Raw genomic sequence first — 18,311 nt, forward strand, 5'->3', positions numbered from 1 at the left:
GTCAGGTCGGATTACTGTACGTTCGAACCGACGACAGAATCCCACTTGGTTGTGATGGCGGTCTTGCCGGCATCCTGTTCTTCTAGCGTCGGGAAGACGGCCTTTTCGTAAGCGGCGGCCGGCGGCAGCTTGTCGAGAAGTTCCTGCGGAACCTTCTTGTTCTTCGCCAGGTCGTTGAAGCGGATCGGGTGGCAATAGCCCTTCAGCCAGCCGATCTGGCCTTCGTCGGAATAGAGGAATTCCATCCAGAGCTTGGCAGCGTTCGGATGCGGAGCGAAAGCCGAGATCGCCTGGACGTAGACACCAGCGATAACGCCGGAAGCCGGAACAGTGACGTCGACCGGCGGGTTGCCGTTCAGGCTGTCGCGCCAGGAGAGACCGTTGTAGTCCCAGGCGACGACGATCGGGGTTGCACCCTGAGCCAGCGAGGCGGACTTGCCGATGACCGGAACGAAGTTGCCGGCCTTGTTGAGCTTCGCGAAGTAATCGAGACCGGCGGCGCCGATCTTGGCGGCGTCCTTTTCGCCGGCTGCGAGGCCGGCGGCGTAGACGGCCTGAACTGCCTGGTTCGACGTGCGCGGGTCACCAGCGAGCGAAACGGTGTTGGCATATTCCGGCTTCAGGAGGTCAGCCCAGTCCTTCGGCGGGTTCTTCACGACGTCCTTATTGGTGACGAAAGAGAGAACACCGTAGTAGTCGCCGTACCAGTAGCCTTCGGCATCCTTGGCGCTGTCCGGAATGGAATCCCAGGTGGAAACCTTGTACGGCTGCAGCAGGCCTTCCTTTTTGGCCGTCGGGCCGAAAGAGAGACCGACGTCGATCACGTCGGGAGCCTGCGGGCCGGTGTTGCCCTTGTTGGCGCGGATTGCCTCGACTTCATCGCCCGAACCGGCATCCGGATTCAGTTCGTTGACTTCGATGCCGTATTTCGCCTTGAACGCAGCGATCAGGTCGCCATAACCGCACCAGTTGTGGGGCAGGGCGATCGTGGTCAGCGTGCCTTCCTTCTTAGCGGCAGCGATGAGATCGGCGCTCGGTTCTGCGGCCGCGATAGCCGTCGAAGCGACGAGCATCGCCGTAGAAATTGTCAGAAGACGATGAATTTTCGAGATCACTGCATTTCCTCCTTTTGGGTTTTCAGTGTCTGGCGTTGCTGTTAATGACGTTACATGAAGGTTGTGTGACGACTTCAAAGTGTTGCGTTTGCTGAAAACGCAGTCGATTTTTGCTTCTAATCGACAAGTATGACAGTCGCTGTATTTCACACCCTTCACGGACCGTTATTTTCTGTTTTCATTCCCCTTCAACTTAGCTTGCGAAACAGCTTGGTTTGCTCGAAAAGACCTTCCAGTGTCTTCATACGCTCGCTTGTCTCGTCCCATGTCGAGCTTTGTACAGCTTCGATCAGGGCTTCGACGATGAAGAGGGTGACAACCGATGAATCCCAGGCGGACGGCGCCTCGATCTGCACGCGGAACGTGTATTTCGCATGCTTGGCGGCGGGCGTTGCCCACTGGTCGGTGAAGACGATGATTTCCGCGCCACGCCGGCGGGCGGCGGCGGCCAGATTGACCATTTCCTGCTCGTAACGCCTGATATCGAATATGACGAGCAGATCGCCCGGATTCATGTTCAGGACATATTGCGGCCAGGTGCTGGAATTGGAGGAGAGCAGCGTCGTATTGGGGCGGATGACCTGCATATGGGTGAAGAAATATTCCGCAAGCGCCCCTGTAATGCGCCCGCCCACGAAATAAAGGCCGCGTTTTCTTTCCGACAGCAGCGCGGCAACGCCATCGAAGGTCGCCACGTCGATATCCGACAGGGTCTGCCGCAGGTTGCCCATGATGGCGTCGGCGAAACGATTGAGGATATGCGTGCCTGGCGCGTTGGATGCCCAGCGATCGTGCTTTGTCAGGGGGTTGGAGATCGTTGCCTCGACCTCTTGATGAAGATGGGCCTGGAAGTCCGGATAGCCTTTGTATCCGAGTTTCTGCACCATGCGTGCAACTGTCGGGGTCGAAACCCGCGCATTCTCGGCGACGGTGGTAATGCTGCCCAACCCGGAAACGGGATAATTGTCGAGCAGGCTCTTGGCGAGCTGCTTTTCGGCGCGCGTCAGCGTGTCAAAGCGCGCATTGATTACGTCTGAAACTGTTTTCGACGCATTGTTCACTCGATTTTAGCTCCCCGGAACGGTCTGATGCCGCTTTCCTTGCAGGATATAACAACGCTGTCACATTTCGAGTCAATGTCACAAATGAAGAAATAATTTCAGTTTCCAGTTGACAGCGGCGAAAACCTGAAGAATTCTTTTCTTATAAACATTTTATTAATCGGCAATGGGGCGTCTCCGATGCTCGCGCAGCAAGGTATTTTGACGAAGGCAGACGGCGATTGCGTTGCGGTCGAAAGACCGGACGGAAGCAGTGCGGTTTTGCTCGTCTGTGAGCATGCCTCCCGCGCGCTTCCAGAACGGTTCGGCGACCTCGGGCTTTCCGTTGAGGCGCTTTCCAGCCATATCGCGTGGGATCCGGGCGCACTCGCGGTTGCAAGGGGAATTTCCGCCGGCTTGAATGCCACCTTGGTTTTTCAGCGCTTCTCCCGGCTGATCTATGATTGCAACAGGCCCCCCGAAAGCGCCGGTGCCATGCCGGAGACGAGCGAGATCTATACGATCCCTGGAAATCAGCACCTGGGCGAGGCGGATAGAAAAGCGCGTACGGAAGGGCTCTACATCCCGTTTCACGATCGCATTCGGGCGCTCTTGAAGGAGCGGGCGGCGCGCGGACAAAAAAGCGTGATCGTGACAATCCATAGCTTCACGCCGGTCTATAATGGCAAGCCGCGGGCAGTGGAGCTTGGCATTCTGCATGATGAAGACCGTTGGCTGGCCGATCGCATGCTTGATGCAGCAGCTGAGGCACCGCTCTATCAGACAGAGCGCAATCAGCCTTACGGTCCTCAAGACGGTGTCACCCATACGTTGAAGCTGCATGGGCTCGCCAATGGTCTGCATAACGTAATGATCGAGGTCCGCAACGACCTCATTCGAGATGACGTCGGTCAAGGGGTCATGGCCGATTATCTGACGGGGCTTCTCCAGAGCAGTCTGGAAGCCTGAGCATAAAAGAAAAAGACCCCGGGGAGCAGTTCAACTGCGATCGGGCCGCATGGCGAAATGTCAGCGGTCAATGTGACACATGGTTCTCCGCAATCCCGCGGACGACCGGGCTTTAGGGGGAATGGCATGGCTGATTATACAGAGTCAGACAAGAAGCAGGATGTCCAGATCCTGCACTCCATGGGCTACGCTCAGGAGTTGGAACGGCGGATGAGTTCATTCTCGAATTTCGCCGTGTCCTTCTCGATCATCTGCATTCTATCCGGCGGCATCAATTCGCTGGCTCAAGCGACATCGGGTGCGGGCGGTGCCGCTATTGGTATCGGCTGGCCTGTCGGCTGCTTCATATCGCTCGTCTTCGCTGTGGCGATGGCCCAGATCAGTTCGGCCTATCCGACGGCCGGCGGTCTCTACCACTGGGGCTCGATCCTCGGCAATCGCTTCACCGGCTGGCTGACGGCCTGGTTCAACCTGCTCGGCCTCGTCACCGTCCTCGGCGCCATCAATGTCGGCACCTATTACTTCTTCGTCGGCGCATTCGGCGGCTACTTCAACATGACCGACACCACGCTGGTGCGCATCGTGTTCCTGGTGGTCATCACAGGTCTGCAGGCGCTGGTCAATCACATGGGTATCGGCTTGACGGCGAAGCTGACCGACTTCTCCGGTTATCTAATCTTCGCAACCTCGATCCTTCTGGCGGCTGTTTGCCTGATCGCTGCGCCGTCCTATGATTTTGCGCGGCTTTTCACCTTCACCAACTATTCCGGTCTGGCGACGATTGCTGCCGACGGCTCGGCAACCGGTGCCCCGGTCTGGCCGCAGGTTTCGACTTTCTGGGTCTTCGCGCTCGGCCTTCTGCTGCCGATCTACACGATCACCGGCTACGATGCCTCGGCCCATACGTCGGAAGAGACGGTGAAAGCCGCCCATTCCGTTCCGCGCGGCATGGTGTCGTCGGTTCTGTGGTCGGCGCTCTTCGGCTACATCATGCTTTGCTCGTTCGTGCTGATGCTGCCGAATATGGACGATGCCGCCAAGCAGGGCTGGAACGTGTTCTTCTGGGCAATGGACGCACAGGTCAATCCCATCGTGAAGGACATTCTCTATCTGCTGATCTTCATCAGCCAGTGGCTGTGCGGTCTCGCAACGGTAACCTCGGTTTCGCGCATGATCTTCGCCTTCTCGCGTGACGGCGGTCTGCCGGGATCCAAGGCTCTGTCTCGGGTCAGCCCGAAATACCGCACGCCGGTTTCGGCGATCTGGACTGGGTCGATCCTTTCCGTCCTGTTCGTCTGGGGTTCGTCGCTGGTATCGATCGGCGATACGCCGGTTTACACCATCGTCGTCTCATGCACCGTCATCTTCTTGTTCTTCTCCTTTGCGATCCCGATCACGCTCGGCCTTTTCGCATGGGGTACGGCGAAGTGGGACAAGATGGGCCCTTGGAACCTCGGGGAAGGGCTGTTCAAGCTGTTTGCCGTGCTGTCGATCATCGCGATGATCATCATCTTCGTTCTCGGCATTCAGCCGCCGAACGACTGGGCGGGCATTATCACCGTCGGCTTCCTGGTTCTGACGGCCATCGTCTGGTTCGGCTTCGAGCGCCGTCGCTTCAAGGGCCCGCCGATCGGCGATGCCATTGCCAAGCGCAAGGCTGAGATCGCGGCAGCGGAAGCCGCCGTCGGCGAGACGTAAGCGAAGTCCAATCTTTGCAAACAATGGGGTCGCAAACCTGCGACCCTTTTCACCGGTAGCGACACGGCGGCACGCGCGGATTATCCCGCAAGGGGGTATCGTTCGGCAGGCCGACGTTTCAATTCATTGTTCAGGCGGACCAAATTATGAGCAGCAGCTATACGTTCGACGACCTCAAGCGAGATGTGGCCGAAGGGCTCATCGATACGGTTCTGGCATGTCAGGTCGACATGCAGGGCCGGTTGATGGGCAAACGCTTCCAGGCGGAATTTTTCATCGAAAGCGCCTGGAAGGAAACGCATAGCTGCAATTATCTGCAGGCGACCGACATCGAGATGGAAACCGTCTCCGGCTACAAGTCGACGAGCTGGGAGAAGGGCTATGGCGACTATACCATGAAGCCGGACCTTGCCACGCTGCGCCGCATCCCGTGGCTGGAAGGCACGGCGCTCGTCCTTTGCGATGTGCTTGACCATCATACACATGAGGAAGTCGCGCATTCTCCGCGCGCCATCCTCAAGAAGCAGGTGAAGCGATTGGAAGCCATGGGGCTCAAGGCCTACATGGCTTCGGAGCTCGAATTCTTCCTATTCGACCAGAGCTATGACAGCGCGCGCGAAGCCGGCTATCGCAACATGAAGCTCGCCAGCGGCTATAACGAGGACTACCACATCTTCCAGACCACCAAGGAGGAAGAGGTGATGCGGGCGATCCGCACCGGCCTTCAGGGCGCAGGCATCCCGGTGGAGAATTCGAAGGGCGAGGCTTCGGCGGGGCAAGAGGAAATCAACGTCCGCTATGCTGACGCCCTGACCATGGCCGACCGCCATGCCATCATCAAGAATGGTTGCAAGGAGATCGCCTGGTCGAAGGGCAAGGCAATCACCTTCCTCGCGAAGTGGAATTACGGTGCCGCCGGAAGCTCCTCGCATATCCATCAGTCGCTTTGGAGCCTCGACGGAAAGAGCCCGAAGTTCTTCGAAGAAGGCGGCAAATACGGCATGTCGCCGATGATGAAGCACTATGTTGCCGGCCTCCTGACGCATGCCAGCGAAATCACTTATTTCCTGGCGCCCTACATCAACTCTTACAAGCGCTTCATGGCCGGCACCTTCGCGCCGACCAAGGCGATCTGGAGCAAGGACAATCGCACCGCTGGTTATCGCCTTTGCGGCGAGGATACGAAATCGATCCGCATCGAATGCCGCGTTGGCGGCTCGGACCTCAATCCCTATCTGGCTTTTGCTGCCCTGATCGCTGCCGGTATCGATGGTATCGAAAACAAGCTTGAACTCGAGGCGCCGTTTGTCGGCGACGCCTATGGCGCGCGCGAAGTTCGCGAGATACCGCGCACGCTGCGCGATGCCACGACTGCCTTGACGACGTCGAAGATGCTGCGTGCCGCCTTCGGGGATGATGTCATCGATCACTACACCCGCGCCGCCGAATGGGAGCAGGAGGAATACGATCGTCGTGTGACCGATTGGGAAGTGGCGCGCGGATTCGAAAGAGCGTAAGGCTTTTGCGATCTGCCTCCTGCCCGATTTTCATTTTATGATCGGGCAGGGCGCTGGATGTTTTGTCTGTCCGCCGTTTCTCTTTTGAATGCGGCCCTGCTTGCACAACATCCGGGCAATCAACGGATGACCAAGAAAACAGGAATTCGATCATGACCATGATCACATGCGTCTCTCCGGTGAACGGAGAGGTTTATGCCGAGCGTCCGGCACTGTCGCTGGAAGCTGGCAAGGAAGTCGTCGCACGCGCCCGCAAGGCGCAGAAGGATTGGGCGCGTCGTCCGCTGGAGGATCGTGTCCAGCTCGTGCTGAAGGGTGTGGCTCGGCTCAATGAGATGGCCGATGTCGTCGTGCCGGAGCTTGCCTGGCAGATGGGCCGTCCGATTAAGTATGGCGGCGAATATCGCGGCTTCAACGAGCGCTCGAACTATGTAGCCTCGATCGCGGCCGACGCACTGGCACCCTTGGTCGTCGAGGATAGTGCCAATTTCGCCCGCCGCATCGAGCGCGAACCGCATGGCGTGGTCTTTGTCATCGCTCCGTGGAATTATCCCTACATGACGGCCATCAACACGGTCGCCCCGGCGCTGATGGCCGGCAATACCGTCATTCTCAAGCACGCAAGCCAGACGCTGCTCGTTGGCGAGCGGCTGGTGCAGGCTTTCGTCGAGGCCGGCGTTCCCGCCGATGTCTTCCAGAATGTCTTCTTGGATCATGAAACGACCTCGGCGCTTATTGCGGCCGGCAGTTTCAACTTCGTCAATTTCACCGGCTCCGTCGAAGGCGGCCGGTCGATCGAGCGTGCGGCAGCCGGTACCTTTACCAGCCTCGGCCTTGAGCTTGGCGGCAAGGATCCGGGCTATGTCATGGAAGACGCTGATCTCGACGCTGCCGTCGATACGCTGATGGATGGCGCGACCTATAATTCCGGCCAGTGCTGCTGCGGCATCGAGCGCATCTACGTGCATGAATCGCTGTACGACAATTTTGTCGAGAAGTCGGTTGCCTGGGTTTCGAACTATAAGCTCGGTAATCCCCTCGATCCTGAGACGTCGCTCGGGCCGATGGCGCATAAGCGCTTTGCCAAGGTCGTGCGTGAACAGATCGCCGATGCGGTTGCCAAGGGCGCCGAGGCGCTGGTCGATCCGAAGCTGTTCCCGGCCGATGACGGCGGCGCCTATCTTGCGCCGCAGGTCCTCGTCAATGTCGATCATTCCATGGCCTTCATGCGCGAAGAAACCTTCGGTCCAGCGGTCGGCATCATGAAGGTGAAGAGCGATGCGGAAGCGCTGGAACTGATGAACGACAGTCCCTACGGTCTGACGGCTTCGCTCTGGACCAAGGATGTCGAGCGCGCCTCACGTATCGGCCGCGAAATCGAAACCGGCACCGTCTTCATGAACCGCGCCGATTATCTCGATCCGGCTCTGTGCTGGACCGGCGTCAAGGAAACCGGCCGCGGCGGCTCGCTGTCGATCATCGGCTTCCACAATCTGACGCGCCCGAAATCCTATCATCTGAAGAAAGTAACAGCATGAGCACTATCTCAGCCAATTGGAGCTATCCGAACGCCTTCAAGCTCGGTCGTGGCCGTATCAAGGAGCTCGCGGACGCCTGCAAGAGCCTGGGCATGAAGAAGCCGCTCCTGATCACCGACCGGGGACTTGCCTCGATGGCGATCACGGCGACGGCCTTGGATATTCTGGAGGATGCAGGTCTCGGTCGCGCCATCTTCGCTGACGTCGATCCGAATCCGAACGAGAAGAACCTCGAAGCCGGCGTAAAAGCGTTTAAGGAGGGCGGCCATGATGGTGTCGTCGCCTTCGGCGGCGGTTCCGGCCTCGATCTCGGCAAGTGCGTCGCCTTCATGGTCGGCCAGAGCCGGCCGGTCTGGGATTTCGAAGACATCGGTGACTGGTGGACCCGCGCCAGCGTCGAAGGCATTGCACCGATCGTCGCCGTGCCAACGACGGCCGGCACCGGTTCGGAAGTCGGCCGCGCCAGCGTCATCACCAATTCCGCGACGCATGTGAAGAAGATCATCTTCCATCCGAAGTTCCTCCCGGGTGTCGTCATTGCCGATCCGGAGCTGACCGTCGGCATGCCGAAGATCATCACCGCCGGCACTGGCATGGATGCCTTTGCGCATTGCCTGGAAGCCTATTCCTCACCCTTCTACCATCCGATGTCGGCCGGCATCGCGCTGGAAGGCATGCGCCTGGTCAAGGAATTCCTGCCGCGCGCCTATCGTGAGGGAACAGATCTCGAAGCCCGGGCCAACATGATGAGTGCTGCCGCCATGGGCGCCGTCGCCTTCCAGAAGGGGCTCGGCGCCATCCACGCGTTGTCGCATCCGATTGGCGCCGTCTACAACACGCATCACGGCATGACCAATGCTGTCGTCATGCCAGCTGTCCTGCGCTTCAACCGCAAAGCCATCGAAGAAAAGATTGCGTGCGCCGCCGCCTATCTTGGCATTTCGGGTGGTTTCGACGGCTTCTATGATTATGTGCTGAAGCTACGCTCGGAACTCGGCGTGCCGGAAAGCCTCTCGGCTATGGGCATTGCACCTGACCGGATCGACGAACTCTCCGCCATGGCAATCGAAGATCCGAGTGCCGGCGGCAATCCGGTGCCGATGACGCTCGAAAACACGAAGGCTTTGTTCCGCGACTGCTTCTGATACGCCGCCGAACTACCTGACGCGCCGGATGAAAAATAGCGGTGCGTTTGATATTTCAAGACAAAGAAAAAGCCGCCGAGTTTTCCCGGCGGCTTTTTTGTGTAAGCATGTCTGGCAATCAGTCTACGAATTCGACGACGACGCCGGGCTTGACCATTTTCGCGAGCTCAGTCGCATCCCAATTGGTGAGACGGACACAGCCGTGGCTCTGCGACTTGCCGATCCGCGAGGGATCCGGCGTGCCGTGGATGCCATAGGTCGGTTTCGACAGGGCCATCCAGACCGTACCGACCGGGCCGTTCGGGCCAGGCGGAATGTTCAGAACCTTGTCGTTGGCGCCTTGCTGGAAATTGATCTTTGGATTGTAGGTATAGCCAGGATTGAAGGCGACGCGCTCGACTGTGACAGTGCCTGACGGCGAGGGCGTGTCGGCGGAACCAATGCTGGCCGGGTAGGCTGCGATCAGCGTGCCGTTGGCATCATAGGCGAAAACCTGCTTGCGGCCCTTATCAGCCAGGATCTTGGCAACTGTGCCGGTCTTGCCGGGGCCTGTATTGACGACCTTGATGATGCTGCCGGGCACGGTAAAATCGACGCCGGGGTTGAGCGCCTTCAGGTAGCCTTCATCCATATGAAAGCGCTCCGCCAGCATTTCGGTCGTTGACGTATAGCCGAGAGAAGGCATCTGGGACTTCGCGGCATAGTCCTCAGGGATCGAAGCGACATAGGGGCCTGCGGCGTCGGCTGCGGTGATCGTATAGTTGACGATCGGCATGCCGCCGGACATGCGCAGCTGCTCGAGGATCGCGTCGGTATTGTTGGGGTCGAGCGTTTGCCCGGTCATCTGCTGATAGGCATAGATGGCCTTGGTGACGTTTGCGCCCATCCGGCCGTCGATCGCACCAGGCGAAATACCCTGCCGCGCGAGGAAGACCTCCAGCGCGGTAATCTCCATCTTCGACTTGCCCTTGAGCGTGATGACGGGTTCGGCCGGTGCCGGCTTGTTGACGATGTCAGGTGCGCCCTGTTGCGGATCGATTGACGCGTAATCACTGCCGTTCTGGTTCGCCTGGCCTTGGTTCTTGCCTGGCAATGGCTGATTGTCGAGCGGCTGGCGCTGGATATCGCTGTCACGCGGAATGCCGCCGGTGATCACGCCACGATCCTGCTGATCGTAACCATTGTTGGGAGCGCCGTCGTAATTTCCGTAGCTGTCGGTACGATACTGACGATAGTCCTGGTAGTTGCCGTTGTTGGAAAGCTGCGTATCGCCATAGCGGCTGCCGTTATCAGCGTAGCTGTCGCTAGCGGGCGCGCGGGGATAATAGGTGCTGGCCTTCATCTCCGTGGCGACGATATTGCCATAGGCATCGATCAGAACCCGGCGGCCGCGTCCGTCGCGCGCCATGGAATATCCACCACCATAAGGATACTGATCAAGAATCCGGCCGTCGGGAGTGACGAGAACCGTGTTGCCGTTGCCGCTGCGATAATATTGCGCCTGCGCATCGGTGAGGGCGAGCGCAGATACAGCGGCAGTCGTTGCCAGGGCAAAACTCAATTTTACGAACCGGTTCACGTCTGTCGAATCCTCGGGATAGGCGTTCGGTTGACACACACATGGCAATTTTGACGCCAGTATGGAGATTTAGATTATCATGCTGAATAAAATATAAAAATTTATGTGATCAAGGCTTCAAGTTAAGATTTGATAAGCCAAATAACCGTTTATTTCAGTCGCGCGCCACCTTGGGACAGCACCTGCGCTCGGCGCCGATCAGGGAGGACTTTAGGGATGATGGATTTTTCTGCGGCCAAGGGGCCGAAATTGACGCTGGACGAGGGTTCTGTGCTGGATATCGGCGCCTGCATCATCGAGGGCAACAATCTCGCGCCCGGAAGTGCCGTTCCCGACGATGGCGATCCGCGTATCAGTCATTCCGTGGAAGGCTTCCTCTTCACCTGCGGCCCGGATCATATCCGCCATCCAGAGCCGATGTCCGGCGCCTATGAAGGCAAGCGCTATCCGCTGCATGGTTCCTTCTCGTCTCATCCAGCGAAAATTCTCTGGACCAAATTCGAGAATGGTAACGCGGAATGCCGCGCCGATATCGATGTCATCACAGCCGAACGCCGCACCGCAAGGCTGGAACGTCTTTGGCGGATCGATGGCGCAACCGGCGAAGTCTCGCTTGCCGACCGCATCGTCAATACGAGTACCGAGGCGATGCCGGTCTTTTTGATGTACCACATGAATATCGGCGGCAAATGGTTCGATAGCGGCACGCGTCTTGCCGGACAGATGCTGGAAAATGGTGGCTTTCCCTGGACCTTCGGCGAGGAGGGGGGCGATATCTTCTGCGTGCCGGCGCAGGAAAAGGGCGAGGATTGGGCAGAGATCAGCCTCGGACCCATCGCGGCCATTGGTGGGAAGACTCTGAGGGTGCGGTTCGGAACGGACACGCTGCCGTTTCTGCAGGTCTGGCGCAATCAGCGCGCGCCTGCCCATGTGCTTGGCATCGAGCCGGTTTCGCATCGGTGGGTCTCTCGCGCGGAGCTTGAGGAAGCAGGCGAATTCAATATTCTCCAGCCCGGCGAAGCCCGCAATTTCATGCTCAATTTTGCCTTCGTTTGAGAGCGCCCCGCGGTTGACGCTCGCCCTGTGGCGGCGTAGATCAAGGCCACGGTTTTAGAGAGGACATGAACCATGGATATCCGCCCGATCGACGATGAATACTCGGTATCCGGCCAGATCACCGTAGAGGATCTCGACCAGATCAAGGCTCTGGGGTTCAAGTCCATCGTTTGCCATCGCCCCGATGGCGAAAGCCCGGATCAGACGCCGTTCGGAGCCATCGAAGCCCGCGCCAAGGAACTCGGCCTGGAGATCACCCAGGTGCCTGTTGGTCCGATGGGCGTGACCGAAGAGGCAGTGCAGGGAATGGTCGATGCGCTGGACGAGTTTCCGCGCCCGATGCTTGGCTACTGCCGCTCGGGCGCACGCTCGACGGCGATCTATCAGAAGACGCATCACATTCGCGGCTGAACGGGTCCTTCCCCGGCCTTTTGATTGAGGGCAGACCCTGGGTCATGCCTTTTTACCTGCCGAAGAACAACATCAGGAGAAAACCATGAGCATCAAGCGCATCGACGTTGGCGCCCGCATGAGCGGCGCTGTCATCCATGGCAACACCGTCTATCTCGCCGGTCAGGTTGGTGAAGGCGAAAGCGTCACCGATCAGTGCAAGTCGGCACTCGCCGAAGTCGACCGCCTGCTGGGTGCTGCCGGCACCAACAAGTCGAAGATCCTGCAGACGCTCATCTACCTCTCCGACATTTCCTACTTCGCCGAAATGAACGCCGCCTGGGAAGCGTGGGTCGATCCGGCCAACACGCCGGCCCGTGCGACCAGCGAAGCCAAACTCGCTGCCCCGAAGTACAAGGTCGAATTCATCGTAACGGCAGCACTCGATTAAGTCGGGCCGGCGTATTTTTGAAAGACCGGTGGGCTCGCGCTCATCGGCCTTTTGTTTGCGCAATTTCCGTCAGGGTGCGGGAGGGCGTGATCGCTTCCGGGTCGAGTGCGATCTCGATGATGGCCGGTTTGCCGCTCGCTCGCGCCCGCTCGAAGGCCGGGCCAAACTCTTCCGTCGCTTTCACGGTTTCGCCGTGGCCCCCATAGGCGCGGGCAAGGGCCGCGAAATCAGGATTGTCGAGTGTCGTGGCGCTGACACGGCCGGGATATTCCCGCTCCTGATGCATGCGGATGGTGCCGTACATGCCATTATTGATGACCAGGGCGATCAGTGGGAGGCCGTATTGAACGGCGGTCGCAAATTCCTGGCCATGCATCATGAAACAGCCGTCGCCGGCAAAGCAGATCACTTCGCGCTCGGGAAAGAGCTGTTTCGCGGCTACCGCAGCCGGCAGGCCATAGCCCATCGAGCCGGAGGTAGGCGCCGCCTGCGTGTTGAAACGGCGGAAGCGATGGAAGCGGTGCAGCCAGGTCGCGTAGTTGCCGGCACCGTTGGTGAAGATCGCATCATCGGCCGTATTGGCTTCGATCCAATCCATGATGCGGCCCATATGGACGGCGCCGGGGCACTGTTGCGGTGTCTTCGACCAGCCGAGATAGGCCGCGTGCATGTGTTCCGTACGCTCGGCCCATGGTGTCGCGGTTGGCGCATCGAGCTCCGCGAGAGCCTCAACGAAATCCGCCGGGCTGGCACAGATCGCCAGATCCGGGCGATAGACGCGGCCGAGTTCCGAGGGGTCGGGATGGACATGGACAAGCTGCTGGCGTGGGTAGGGAATATCAATAAGCGTGTAGCCGGAAGACGGCATTTCGGAGAGGCGACCGCCGAGAAGGATCAGCAGGTCCGCTTCCTTGATTTCCCTTGCCAGCGCTGGATTGATGCCGATGCCGACATCCCCGGCATAATTGGGGTGCAGATGATCGAACAGCATCTGCCGGCGGAAGGAGCAGCCGACCGGCAGTTTGAAACGCTCGGCGAATTGCTTGATGCTGGCAACCGCTTCTTCGTTCCAGCGCGTGCCGCCGAGAATGACCATCGGTCGCTGCGCAGTCGCAAGGCGCTGGCGGAGATCGGCAAGCTGGTGGCTGCCCGGATGAGCGGCAACAGGGGCATAGGGCAGCGCTTGCGGCGCGTCGACCTCATCGCGCAGCATGTCTTCGGGCAGGGTCAGCACCACGGGACCGGGGCGACCCGATGTTGCTACAGCGAAGGCGCGGGTGACGAATTCCGGAATGCGGGCGGCATCGTCGATCTCGCCGACCCATTTGGCGAATTCGGTAAAGGCTCTCCGAAACTCCACTTCCTGAAAGGCTTCGCGTTCGCGGGCATCGCGCTGGACCTGACCGATGAACAGGATCATCGGGATCGAATCCTGCCGTGCAATATGAAGGCCGGCGGAGGCGTTTGTGGCACCTGGGCCGCGGGTGACCATGCAGATGCCGGGTTCGCCGGTCAGCCGACCCCAGGCATCTGCCATCATCGCCGCGCCGCCCTCCTGGCGGCAGACGAGCACCTTGATATCGCTGTCATGCAGGGCATCAAGCACGGCGAGAAAGCTCTCGCCCGGTACGCAGGAAATGCGCTGCACGCCATTGGCCTTCAAAGCCTCGACGATGAGTTGCCCGCCCGTTCGCTTCATGTCCCCGCCTTTCCCTCCAGTTCGGCCAATTCAGCCAGAACTTCCTCCTGATGTTCGCCGAGGCGCGGGCTCGGCCGCGCATAGGTCAGCGGCGTTTCCGACAGCACGATCGGCGTGCGGACGCTCGGAATGACAGTGCCGGTGCTATCTTCGAGATCGATCCTCAGGCCACGTGCCACAATCTGCGGGTCGGCGAACATATCCTCGATCGTGTTGATGGCGCCGGCCGGAACGGCGTTGGCCTCGCATGCTTTCAAGAGCTCCACCTTGTTCCACTTCAGCGTCTCCGCCGAGATGAAAGCCCGAACCTCGTTGCGGTTGGCGACTCGGGTCTTGTTGGTCGCATAGCGCTCGTCATCGGCATGGGTTTCCACCCCGAGAATGGCGCACAGGCGCCGGAACTGTCCATCATTGCCGACAGCAAGGATGAGATAGCCATCGGCGGTGGGCACGACTTCATAGGGTGAGATATTCGGATGAGCGTTGCCGAGCCGTACGGGCGGCTTGCCGGAGATCAGATAGTTCATGTTCTGGTTGGCGAGCACGGCCGATTGCACATCGAGCAGCGCCATGTCGATGAGTTGTCCTTCCCCTGTCTTCAGAGCGTGGATCAGGGCGGCTTCGATTGCCGAGACGGCATAGATGCCGGTAAAGATATCCGCGATCGCAACACCGGCTTTCATCGGCTGTCCGTCCGGTTCGCCTGTGATCGACATGAAGCCGGACATGCCCTGGACGATATAGTCATAGCCGGCGAGGCTGGCATAGGGTCCGGTCTGGCCGAAGCCGGTGATCGAGCAATAGACGATCCGGGGATTGATCTTCTTCAGGCTTTCATAATCCAGCCCGTACTTTACCAAGCCGCCGAGCTTGAAATTCTCGATCACCACATCTGCCGTCTTCACCAGGCGGCGCACCAGCTCTTGGCCTTCCTCGGTCTTCAGATCGGCGATCACCGAGCGCTTGCCGCGATTGGCAGAGTGATAATAGGCAGCGGAGAGATTTTCACCATCCTTGCCCTCGACGAAGGGCGGCCCCCATTGGCGGGTGTCGTCGCCGCCGTCGGGATTTTCCACCTTGATGACATCCGCGCCGAGATCGGCAAGCATCTGCCCCGCCCAGGGGCCGGCAAGCACGCGGGCAAGCTCAATGACACGAATACCGGAAAGCGGAGGTTTCTTTGTTTTCTGGTCTGTCATATCGATCCACTCGCCTACGGTGTGAATGCCGTTTCAGAGGTATCGGATACCGGCTTGGAAGCAAAGCGCCGCTCGCGCCACAGAATGTAAAGCCCCGAACCGATGATGATGACGATGCCGAGCCATTTGATCGCATCCGGGAAATTGTCGAAGACGAGCCAGCCGAAGATAGTGGCGGAGACGATCTCGAAATATTGCAGCGGCGCGAGCGTCGAGGCCGGCACGGCGCGGTAAGCGTAAACTGTGAGGATACCAGCGGCCGCCGCGGTGGCGCCGACGCCGAGCAGATAAAGCATGGCGGTCAGATCCGGTATGACCGGATCGAGGACTACCGCGCCCGTCGCCCGGCCGATGACAAGCAGGATCAGGCTGAAGCCGGTGCCCCATATGGCGGTCTGGAACTGCATCGACCAAGCATCCTCGCTGTGGGAGACGACGCGCGTGATCATCACGTAGATGGCGATGCAAAGCGCGGTGACGACGGGAAGCAGGGCGATGAAGCCGACTTCCTGAAAGCTTGGCTGGATGATCAGCATCGCGCCGAAAAAGCCGACGGCGCAAGCAGTATAGCGCCGCCAGCCGATGGTTTCCTTCAGGAAGATACTGCTGAGGATTGTCAGCATCATCGGCTCGACGAAGAAGATGGCGATGGCATCGGCGACTTCCATCACCTGCAGCGTGGTCACGAACGACACCATGGACAGCGTGAGCATGGCGGCGCGTATAGCATGAACGCCGCTGCGTCGCCACGTCCAAACGCCCCACTGCCAGCGCATCGCCATTATCGGCAACGCAAAGAGGGCTTGGAAAATGAAACGGGCGGCCGTCACTTCGCCGGGTGGGATGGTGGCTGCGGCAAGCTTGGAGAAGATATCAATGACCGGTGAGAGGATGACGGAGAGAAACATCATCGACAGGCCGAAAGTCAGCTCCGATTGCGGCAATCGGACCGAGGAGCCGCTGGAGGTGCTCATTGCAGAATTTCCTTGAGAATCAGGTCTTTGCCACCGCCGTTCTGCACCAGTCGGCAAAGCGGGAGATGGCGTCCTCGGCACCGATTTCGTTGAGCGTCTCGTGCCGCATGTCGGGATAGATCTCGGTGGTGATACGAGAGAAGCCGGCTTTTTTCAAATGCTTTGCCAGCCAGGAAATCGCTTTCGCATTGTCGGTTGCCGGATCCTTGCCGCCGCCGACGAGATGAATCGGTGTGTCGCGGCGGAGACGATCGAGATGCGCCTTCTGTGGTGCGCGGAAGGTAAGTTCGAACAGGTCGAGCCAGAGCGAGACCGAGGCATCGAAGCCGCAAAGCGGATCAGCGATATATTTGTCCACCTGCCCAGGAATACGCGAGAGCCAGTCGAAATCCGTGCGACGGTTGCTGATCGATTTACCCCAGGTGCCGAAGGTCAGTTTCGGCAGCGGCCCGCTCGGGACGTCCGATCCCTTGAACATGCGCTCCGTTTTCAGGATGAGCTGGGCGGCGCGGCCGGCGAGGCCTGGATTAAAATTGGAATTCCAGACGGTGACCGCATCGAACTTGTCCGGATGCGTGACGGCCGCGTTCAGGCTGATCAATCCACCCATGGAATGCCCGAACAGGATGATCGGCAGGCCGGGATGGGTACTTGCGGCAAGCTCGCGCATGGCGAGCACATCGGTGATCACCTGTTCGACACCATTTCTCAGGGCAAAGCGGCCGATCGGCGCGTCAGGGGCGGTGGTCTCGCCATGGCCGCGATGATCGTGGGCATAGACATGGAAGCCTTGGCCTGCCATCGCATCGGCAAAGGCCTCGTATCGGCGGGAATGCTCGGCAAGACCGTGCGATATCAGCAGGACGCCGCGAGCATCGGTTGCCGCCGGCAAATGATGGTAGGCAAGGGTTGCGCCCGTCGGACTTTTCAGGCGCTTCGTCTCGGCGAACATATATTCGTTCCTCCCCAGTTGGACGAAAGGTCATCATCCGCCCGATTGCAATGGATAGGTGGTAAAGCTCACAGAAATAAATCTTTCCGAGCGCTGCGATTCAGGATTGCGCCCGCTCGCTCAAACTGCTTATTTGTTCCTATAATGTTCTAGTTGGAGGTACGCATGAAGCAGTGGCTTCGGGTATTTACGGTTGTGCTCGTTTCGGTCGGGGCGGCGGCAAGCGCTATGGCGCAGGAGCATAGCCGTGGACGGACGCGCTTTATCCTGGCGGCAAGCTGGGAGCCGGCATTTTGTCAGACGAACCAGAAGAAGGCGGAATGCCGGAACCAATCGTCGAACAATCATGACGCGACGAATTTCTCGCTGCATGGTCTCTGGCCGATGCGGCAGGAATATTGCGATGTTTCCGAGGATCTGAAACAGGCGGATCGTGGCCGTGACTGGAAGGACCTGCCGGTGGTACAGCTTTCCCAAGACGTGAAGGTGAAGCTCGATAAGGTAATGCCGGGCACACAATCGGGCCTGGAACGGCATGAATGGATCAAGCACGGCACCTGCACGAAGCTGAGTGCAGATCAATATTTCTCCATCGCCGCAGGCCTGATCGCCGAGCTCAATACATCTGCTGTGCGCGATCTCTTCGCCCAGAATATCGGCAAGGAGCTGGATGCCGAGAGCATCAAGGCAGCCTTCGACCAGAGTTTCGGCGAGGGCGCCAATGCGCGCATCAAGATGAGCTGCCGCCGTGTCGGCGATGTCAGGATGATTTCAGAGCTGACCATCGGCCTCTCGGAGGATGCGATCGATCCGCAACAAGGCAGTGAGCCGCGGCTCGCCAAACTGATCCAAGGTGCCGGCAGCACCTCCTTCGGCTGCGATCGGGGCGTGGTGGACGCGGCCGGCTTCTGAGAAAATACGGCTTTTCTGACGCGGATAATGCCCTCGGACGAGGTTTCGCCGTTGCCCGAGGGCGGGGTTTCCCCTAC

At 59.2% G+C, this 18,311-nt stretch carries 16 protein-coding genes; 9 read left to right on the forward strand and 7 right to left on the reverse strand.

Features of this window, described 5'->3' with window-relative positions:
- Positions 1–11: 11 nt before the first annotated feature.
- Both FBZ97_RS04090 and FBZ97_RS04095 read right to left on the reverse strand, forming a co-directional pair.
- Positions 12–1,115 (reverse strand): ABC transporter substrate-binding protein, encoded by a 1,104-nt coding sequence (locus FBZ97_RS04090; protein WP_113332877.1) that lies wholly within the window; start codon positions 1,113–1,115, stop codon positions 12–14.
- A 188-nt stretch (positions 1,116–1,303) separates the two neighbouring features.
- Positions 1,304–2,176: a MurR/RpiR family transcriptional regulator gene (locus tag FBZ97_RS04095; protein ID WP_095435308.1), complete on the reverse strand. Its 873-nt coding sequence runs from the start codon at positions 2,174–2,176 to the stop codon at positions 1,304–1,306.
- A gap of 180 nt (positions 2,177–2,356) precedes the next feature.
- On the opposite strand from FBZ97_RS04095, the gene FBZ97_RS04100 reads away from it, so the two are divergent.
- The 5 genes from FBZ97_RS04100 to FBZ97_RS04120 all read left to right on the forward strand — a co-directional run bounded on the left by FBZ97_RS04100 (position 2,357) and on the right by FBZ97_RS04120 (position 9,022).
- Positions 2,357–3,124: an N-formylglutamate amidohydrolase gene (locus FBZ97_RS04100; protein WP_113390581.1), complete on the forward strand. Its 768-nt coding sequence runs from the start codon at positions 2,357–2,359 to the stop codon at positions 3,122–3,124.
- 126 nt (positions 3,125–3,250) lie between these two features.
- Positions 3,251–4,822, forward strand: a complete 1,572-nt coding sequence (locus FBZ97_RS04105) for an amino acid permease (protein WP_113332878.1) — start codon at positions 3,251–3,253, stop codon at positions 4,820–4,822.
- A gap of 146 nt (positions 4,823–4,968) precedes the next feature.
- Positions 4,969–6,339: a glutamine synthetase family protein gene (locus tag FBZ97_RS04110; RefSeq protein WP_145316668.1), complete on the forward strand. Its 1,371-nt coding sequence runs from the start codon at positions 4,969–4,971 to the stop codon at positions 6,337–6,339.
- A gap of 152 nt (positions 6,340–6,491) precedes the next feature.
- Positions 6,492–7,877, forward strand: a complete 1,386-nt coding sequence (locus tag FBZ97_RS04115; protein ID WP_145316670.1) for an aldehyde dehydrogenase family protein — start codon at positions 6,492–6,494, stop codon at positions 7,875–7,877.
- Positions 7,874–9,022 carry an iron-containing alcohol dehydrogenase gene (locus FBZ97_RS04120; RefSeq protein WP_145316672.1) on the forward strand — a complete coding sequence of 383 codons (1,149 nt, stop codon included), beginning with the start codon at positions 7,874–7,876 and terminating at the stop codon, positions 9,020–9,022. Before FBZ97_RS04115 ends, FBZ97_RS04120 begins: the two co-directional genes overlap by 4 nt.
- Positions 9,023–9,140: 118 nt before the next feature.
- Here the strand turns inward: FBZ97_RS04120 and FBZ97_RS04125 are convergent, their stop codons facing one another.
- On the reverse strand, positions 9,141–10,601 hold the full coding sequence (locus FBZ97_RS04125) for a L,D-transpeptidase (RefSeq protein ID WP_145316674.1): 1,461 nt from the start codon (positions 10,599–10,601) through the stop codon (positions 9,141–9,143).
- A 216-nt stretch (positions 10,602–10,817) separates the two neighbouring features.
- Between FBZ97_RS04125 and FBZ97_RS04130 the strand changes: the two genes are divergently transcribed.
- The 3 genes from FBZ97_RS04130 (at position 10,818) to FBZ97_RS04140 (ending at position 12,498) form a co-directional block, all read left to right on the forward strand.
- On the forward strand, positions 10,818–11,657 hold the full coding sequence (locus FBZ97_RS04130) for a DUF4432 family protein (RefSeq protein WP_145316676.1): 840 nt from the start codon (positions 10,818–10,820) through the stop codon (positions 11,655–11,657).
- Positions 11,658–11,729: 72 nt separating this feature from the next.
- Entirely contained in the window at positions 11,730–12,068 is a 339-nt protein-coding gene (locus tag FBZ97_RS04135; protein ID WP_145316678.1) for a TIGR01244 family sulfur transferase, read from the forward strand.
- 85 nt (positions 12,069–12,153) lie between these two features.
- Positions 12,154–12,498 (forward strand): RidA family protein, encoded by a 345-nt coding sequence (locus FBZ97_RS04140; RefSeq protein ID WP_113332882.1) that lies wholly within the window; start codon positions 12,154–12,156, stop codon positions 12,496–12,498.
- 40 nt (positions 12,499–12,538) lie between these two features.
- On the opposite strand, the gene FBZ97_RS04145 is transcribed toward FBZ97_RS04140, so the two are convergent.
- From FBZ97_RS04145 to FBZ97_RS04160, 4 genes are read right to left on the reverse strand one after another with little or no spacing between them, the layout of a single operon-like run.
- A complete protein-coding gene (locus FBZ97_RS04145) occupies positions 12,539–14,197 on the reverse strand; it encodes a thiamine pyrophosphate-binding protein (RefSeq protein WP_145316680.1) in 1,659 nt (552 codons plus the stop codon).
- The gene (locus FBZ97_RS04150; RefSeq protein WP_145316682.1) at positions 14,194–15,396 is read right to left on the reverse strand and encodes a CaiB/BaiF CoA-transferase family protein; all 1,203 of its coding nucleotides are present in this window, start codon (positions 15,394–15,396) and stop codon (positions 14,194–14,196) included. The genes FBZ97_RS04145 and FBZ97_RS04150 overlap by 4 nt, the downstream gene beginning before the upstream one ends.
- Positions 15,397–15,410: 14 nt before the next feature.
- A complete protein-coding gene (locus FBZ97_RS04155; protein WP_145316684.1) occupies positions 15,411–16,370 on the reverse strand; it encodes a DMT family transporter in 960 nt (319 codons plus the stop codon).
- 19 nt (positions 16,371–16,389) lie between these two features.
- Entirely contained in the window at positions 16,390–17,322 is a 933-nt protein-coding gene (locus FBZ97_RS04160) for an alpha/beta hydrolase (protein ID WP_145316685.1), read from the reverse strand.
- A gap of 165 nt (positions 17,323–17,487) precedes the next feature.
- On the opposite strand from FBZ97_RS04160, the gene FBZ97_RS04165 reads away from it, so the two are divergent.
- A complete protein-coding gene (locus FBZ97_RS04165) occupies positions 17,488–18,234 on the forward strand; it encodes a ribonuclease (RefSeq protein WP_145316687.1) in 747 nt (248 codons plus the stop codon).
- Positions 18,235–18,311 lie beyond the last annotated feature (77 nt).

Origin of the sequence: Rhizobium sp. ERR 942, assembly GCF_007828395.1 — a bacterium.
Lineage (GTDB): Bacteria > Pseudomonadota > Alphaproteobacteria > Rhizobiales > Rhizobiaceae > Rhizobium > Rhizobium dioscoreae.

Coding starts and splice junctions, on each gene's coding strand:
- FBZ97_RS04135 (WP_145316678.1), top strand. CDS start 11,730: ATGGATATCCGCCCGATCGACGATGAATACTCGGTATCCGGCCAGATC.
- FBZ97_RS04145 (WP_145316680.1), bottom strand. CDS start 14,197: ATGAAGCGAACGGGCGGGCAACTCATCGTCGAGGCTTTGAAGGCCAAT.
- FBZ97_RS04120 (WP_145316672.1), top strand. CDS start 7,874: ATGAGCACTATCTCAGCCAATTGGAGCTATCCGAACGCCTTCAAGCTC.
- FBZ97_RS04150 (WP_145316682.1), bottom strand. CDS start 15,396: ATGACAGACCAGAAAACAAAGAAACCTCCGCTTTCCGGTATTCGTGTC.
- FBZ97_RS04155 (WP_145316684.1), bottom strand. CDS start 16,370: ATGAGCACCTCCAGCGGCTCCTCGGTCCGATTGCCGCAATCGGAGCTG.
- FBZ97_RS04110 (WP_145316668.1), top strand. CDS start 4,969: ATGAGCAGCAGCTATACGTTCGACGACCTCAAGCGAGATGTGGCCGAA.
- FBZ97_RS04105 (WP_113332878.1), top strand. CDS start 3,251: ATGGCTGATTATACAGAGTCAGACAAGAAGCAGGATGTCCAGATCCTG.
- FBZ97_RS04160 (WP_145316685.1), bottom strand. CDS start 17,322: ATGTTCGCCGAGACGAAGCGCCTGAAAAGTCCGACGGGCGCAACCCTT.
- FBZ97_RS04140 (WP_113332882.1), top strand. CDS start 12,154: ATGAGCATCAAGCGCATCGACGTTGGCGCCCGCATGAGCGGCGCTGTC.
- FBZ97_RS04115 (WP_145316670.1), top strand. CDS start 6,492: ATGACCATGATCACATGCGTCTCTCCGGTGAACGGAGAGGTTTATGCC.
- FBZ97_RS04100 (WP_113390581.1), top strand. CDS start 2,357: ATGCTCGCGCAGCAAGGTATTTTGACGAAGGCAGACGGCGATTGCGTT.
- FBZ97_RS04165 (WP_145316687.1), top strand. CDS start 17,488: ATGAAGCAGTGGCTTCGGGTATTTACGGTTGTGCTCGTTTCGGTCGGG.
- FBZ97_RS04130 (WP_145316676.1), top strand. CDS start 10,818: ATGATGGATTTTTCTGCGGCCAAGGGGCCGAAATTGACGCTGGACGAG.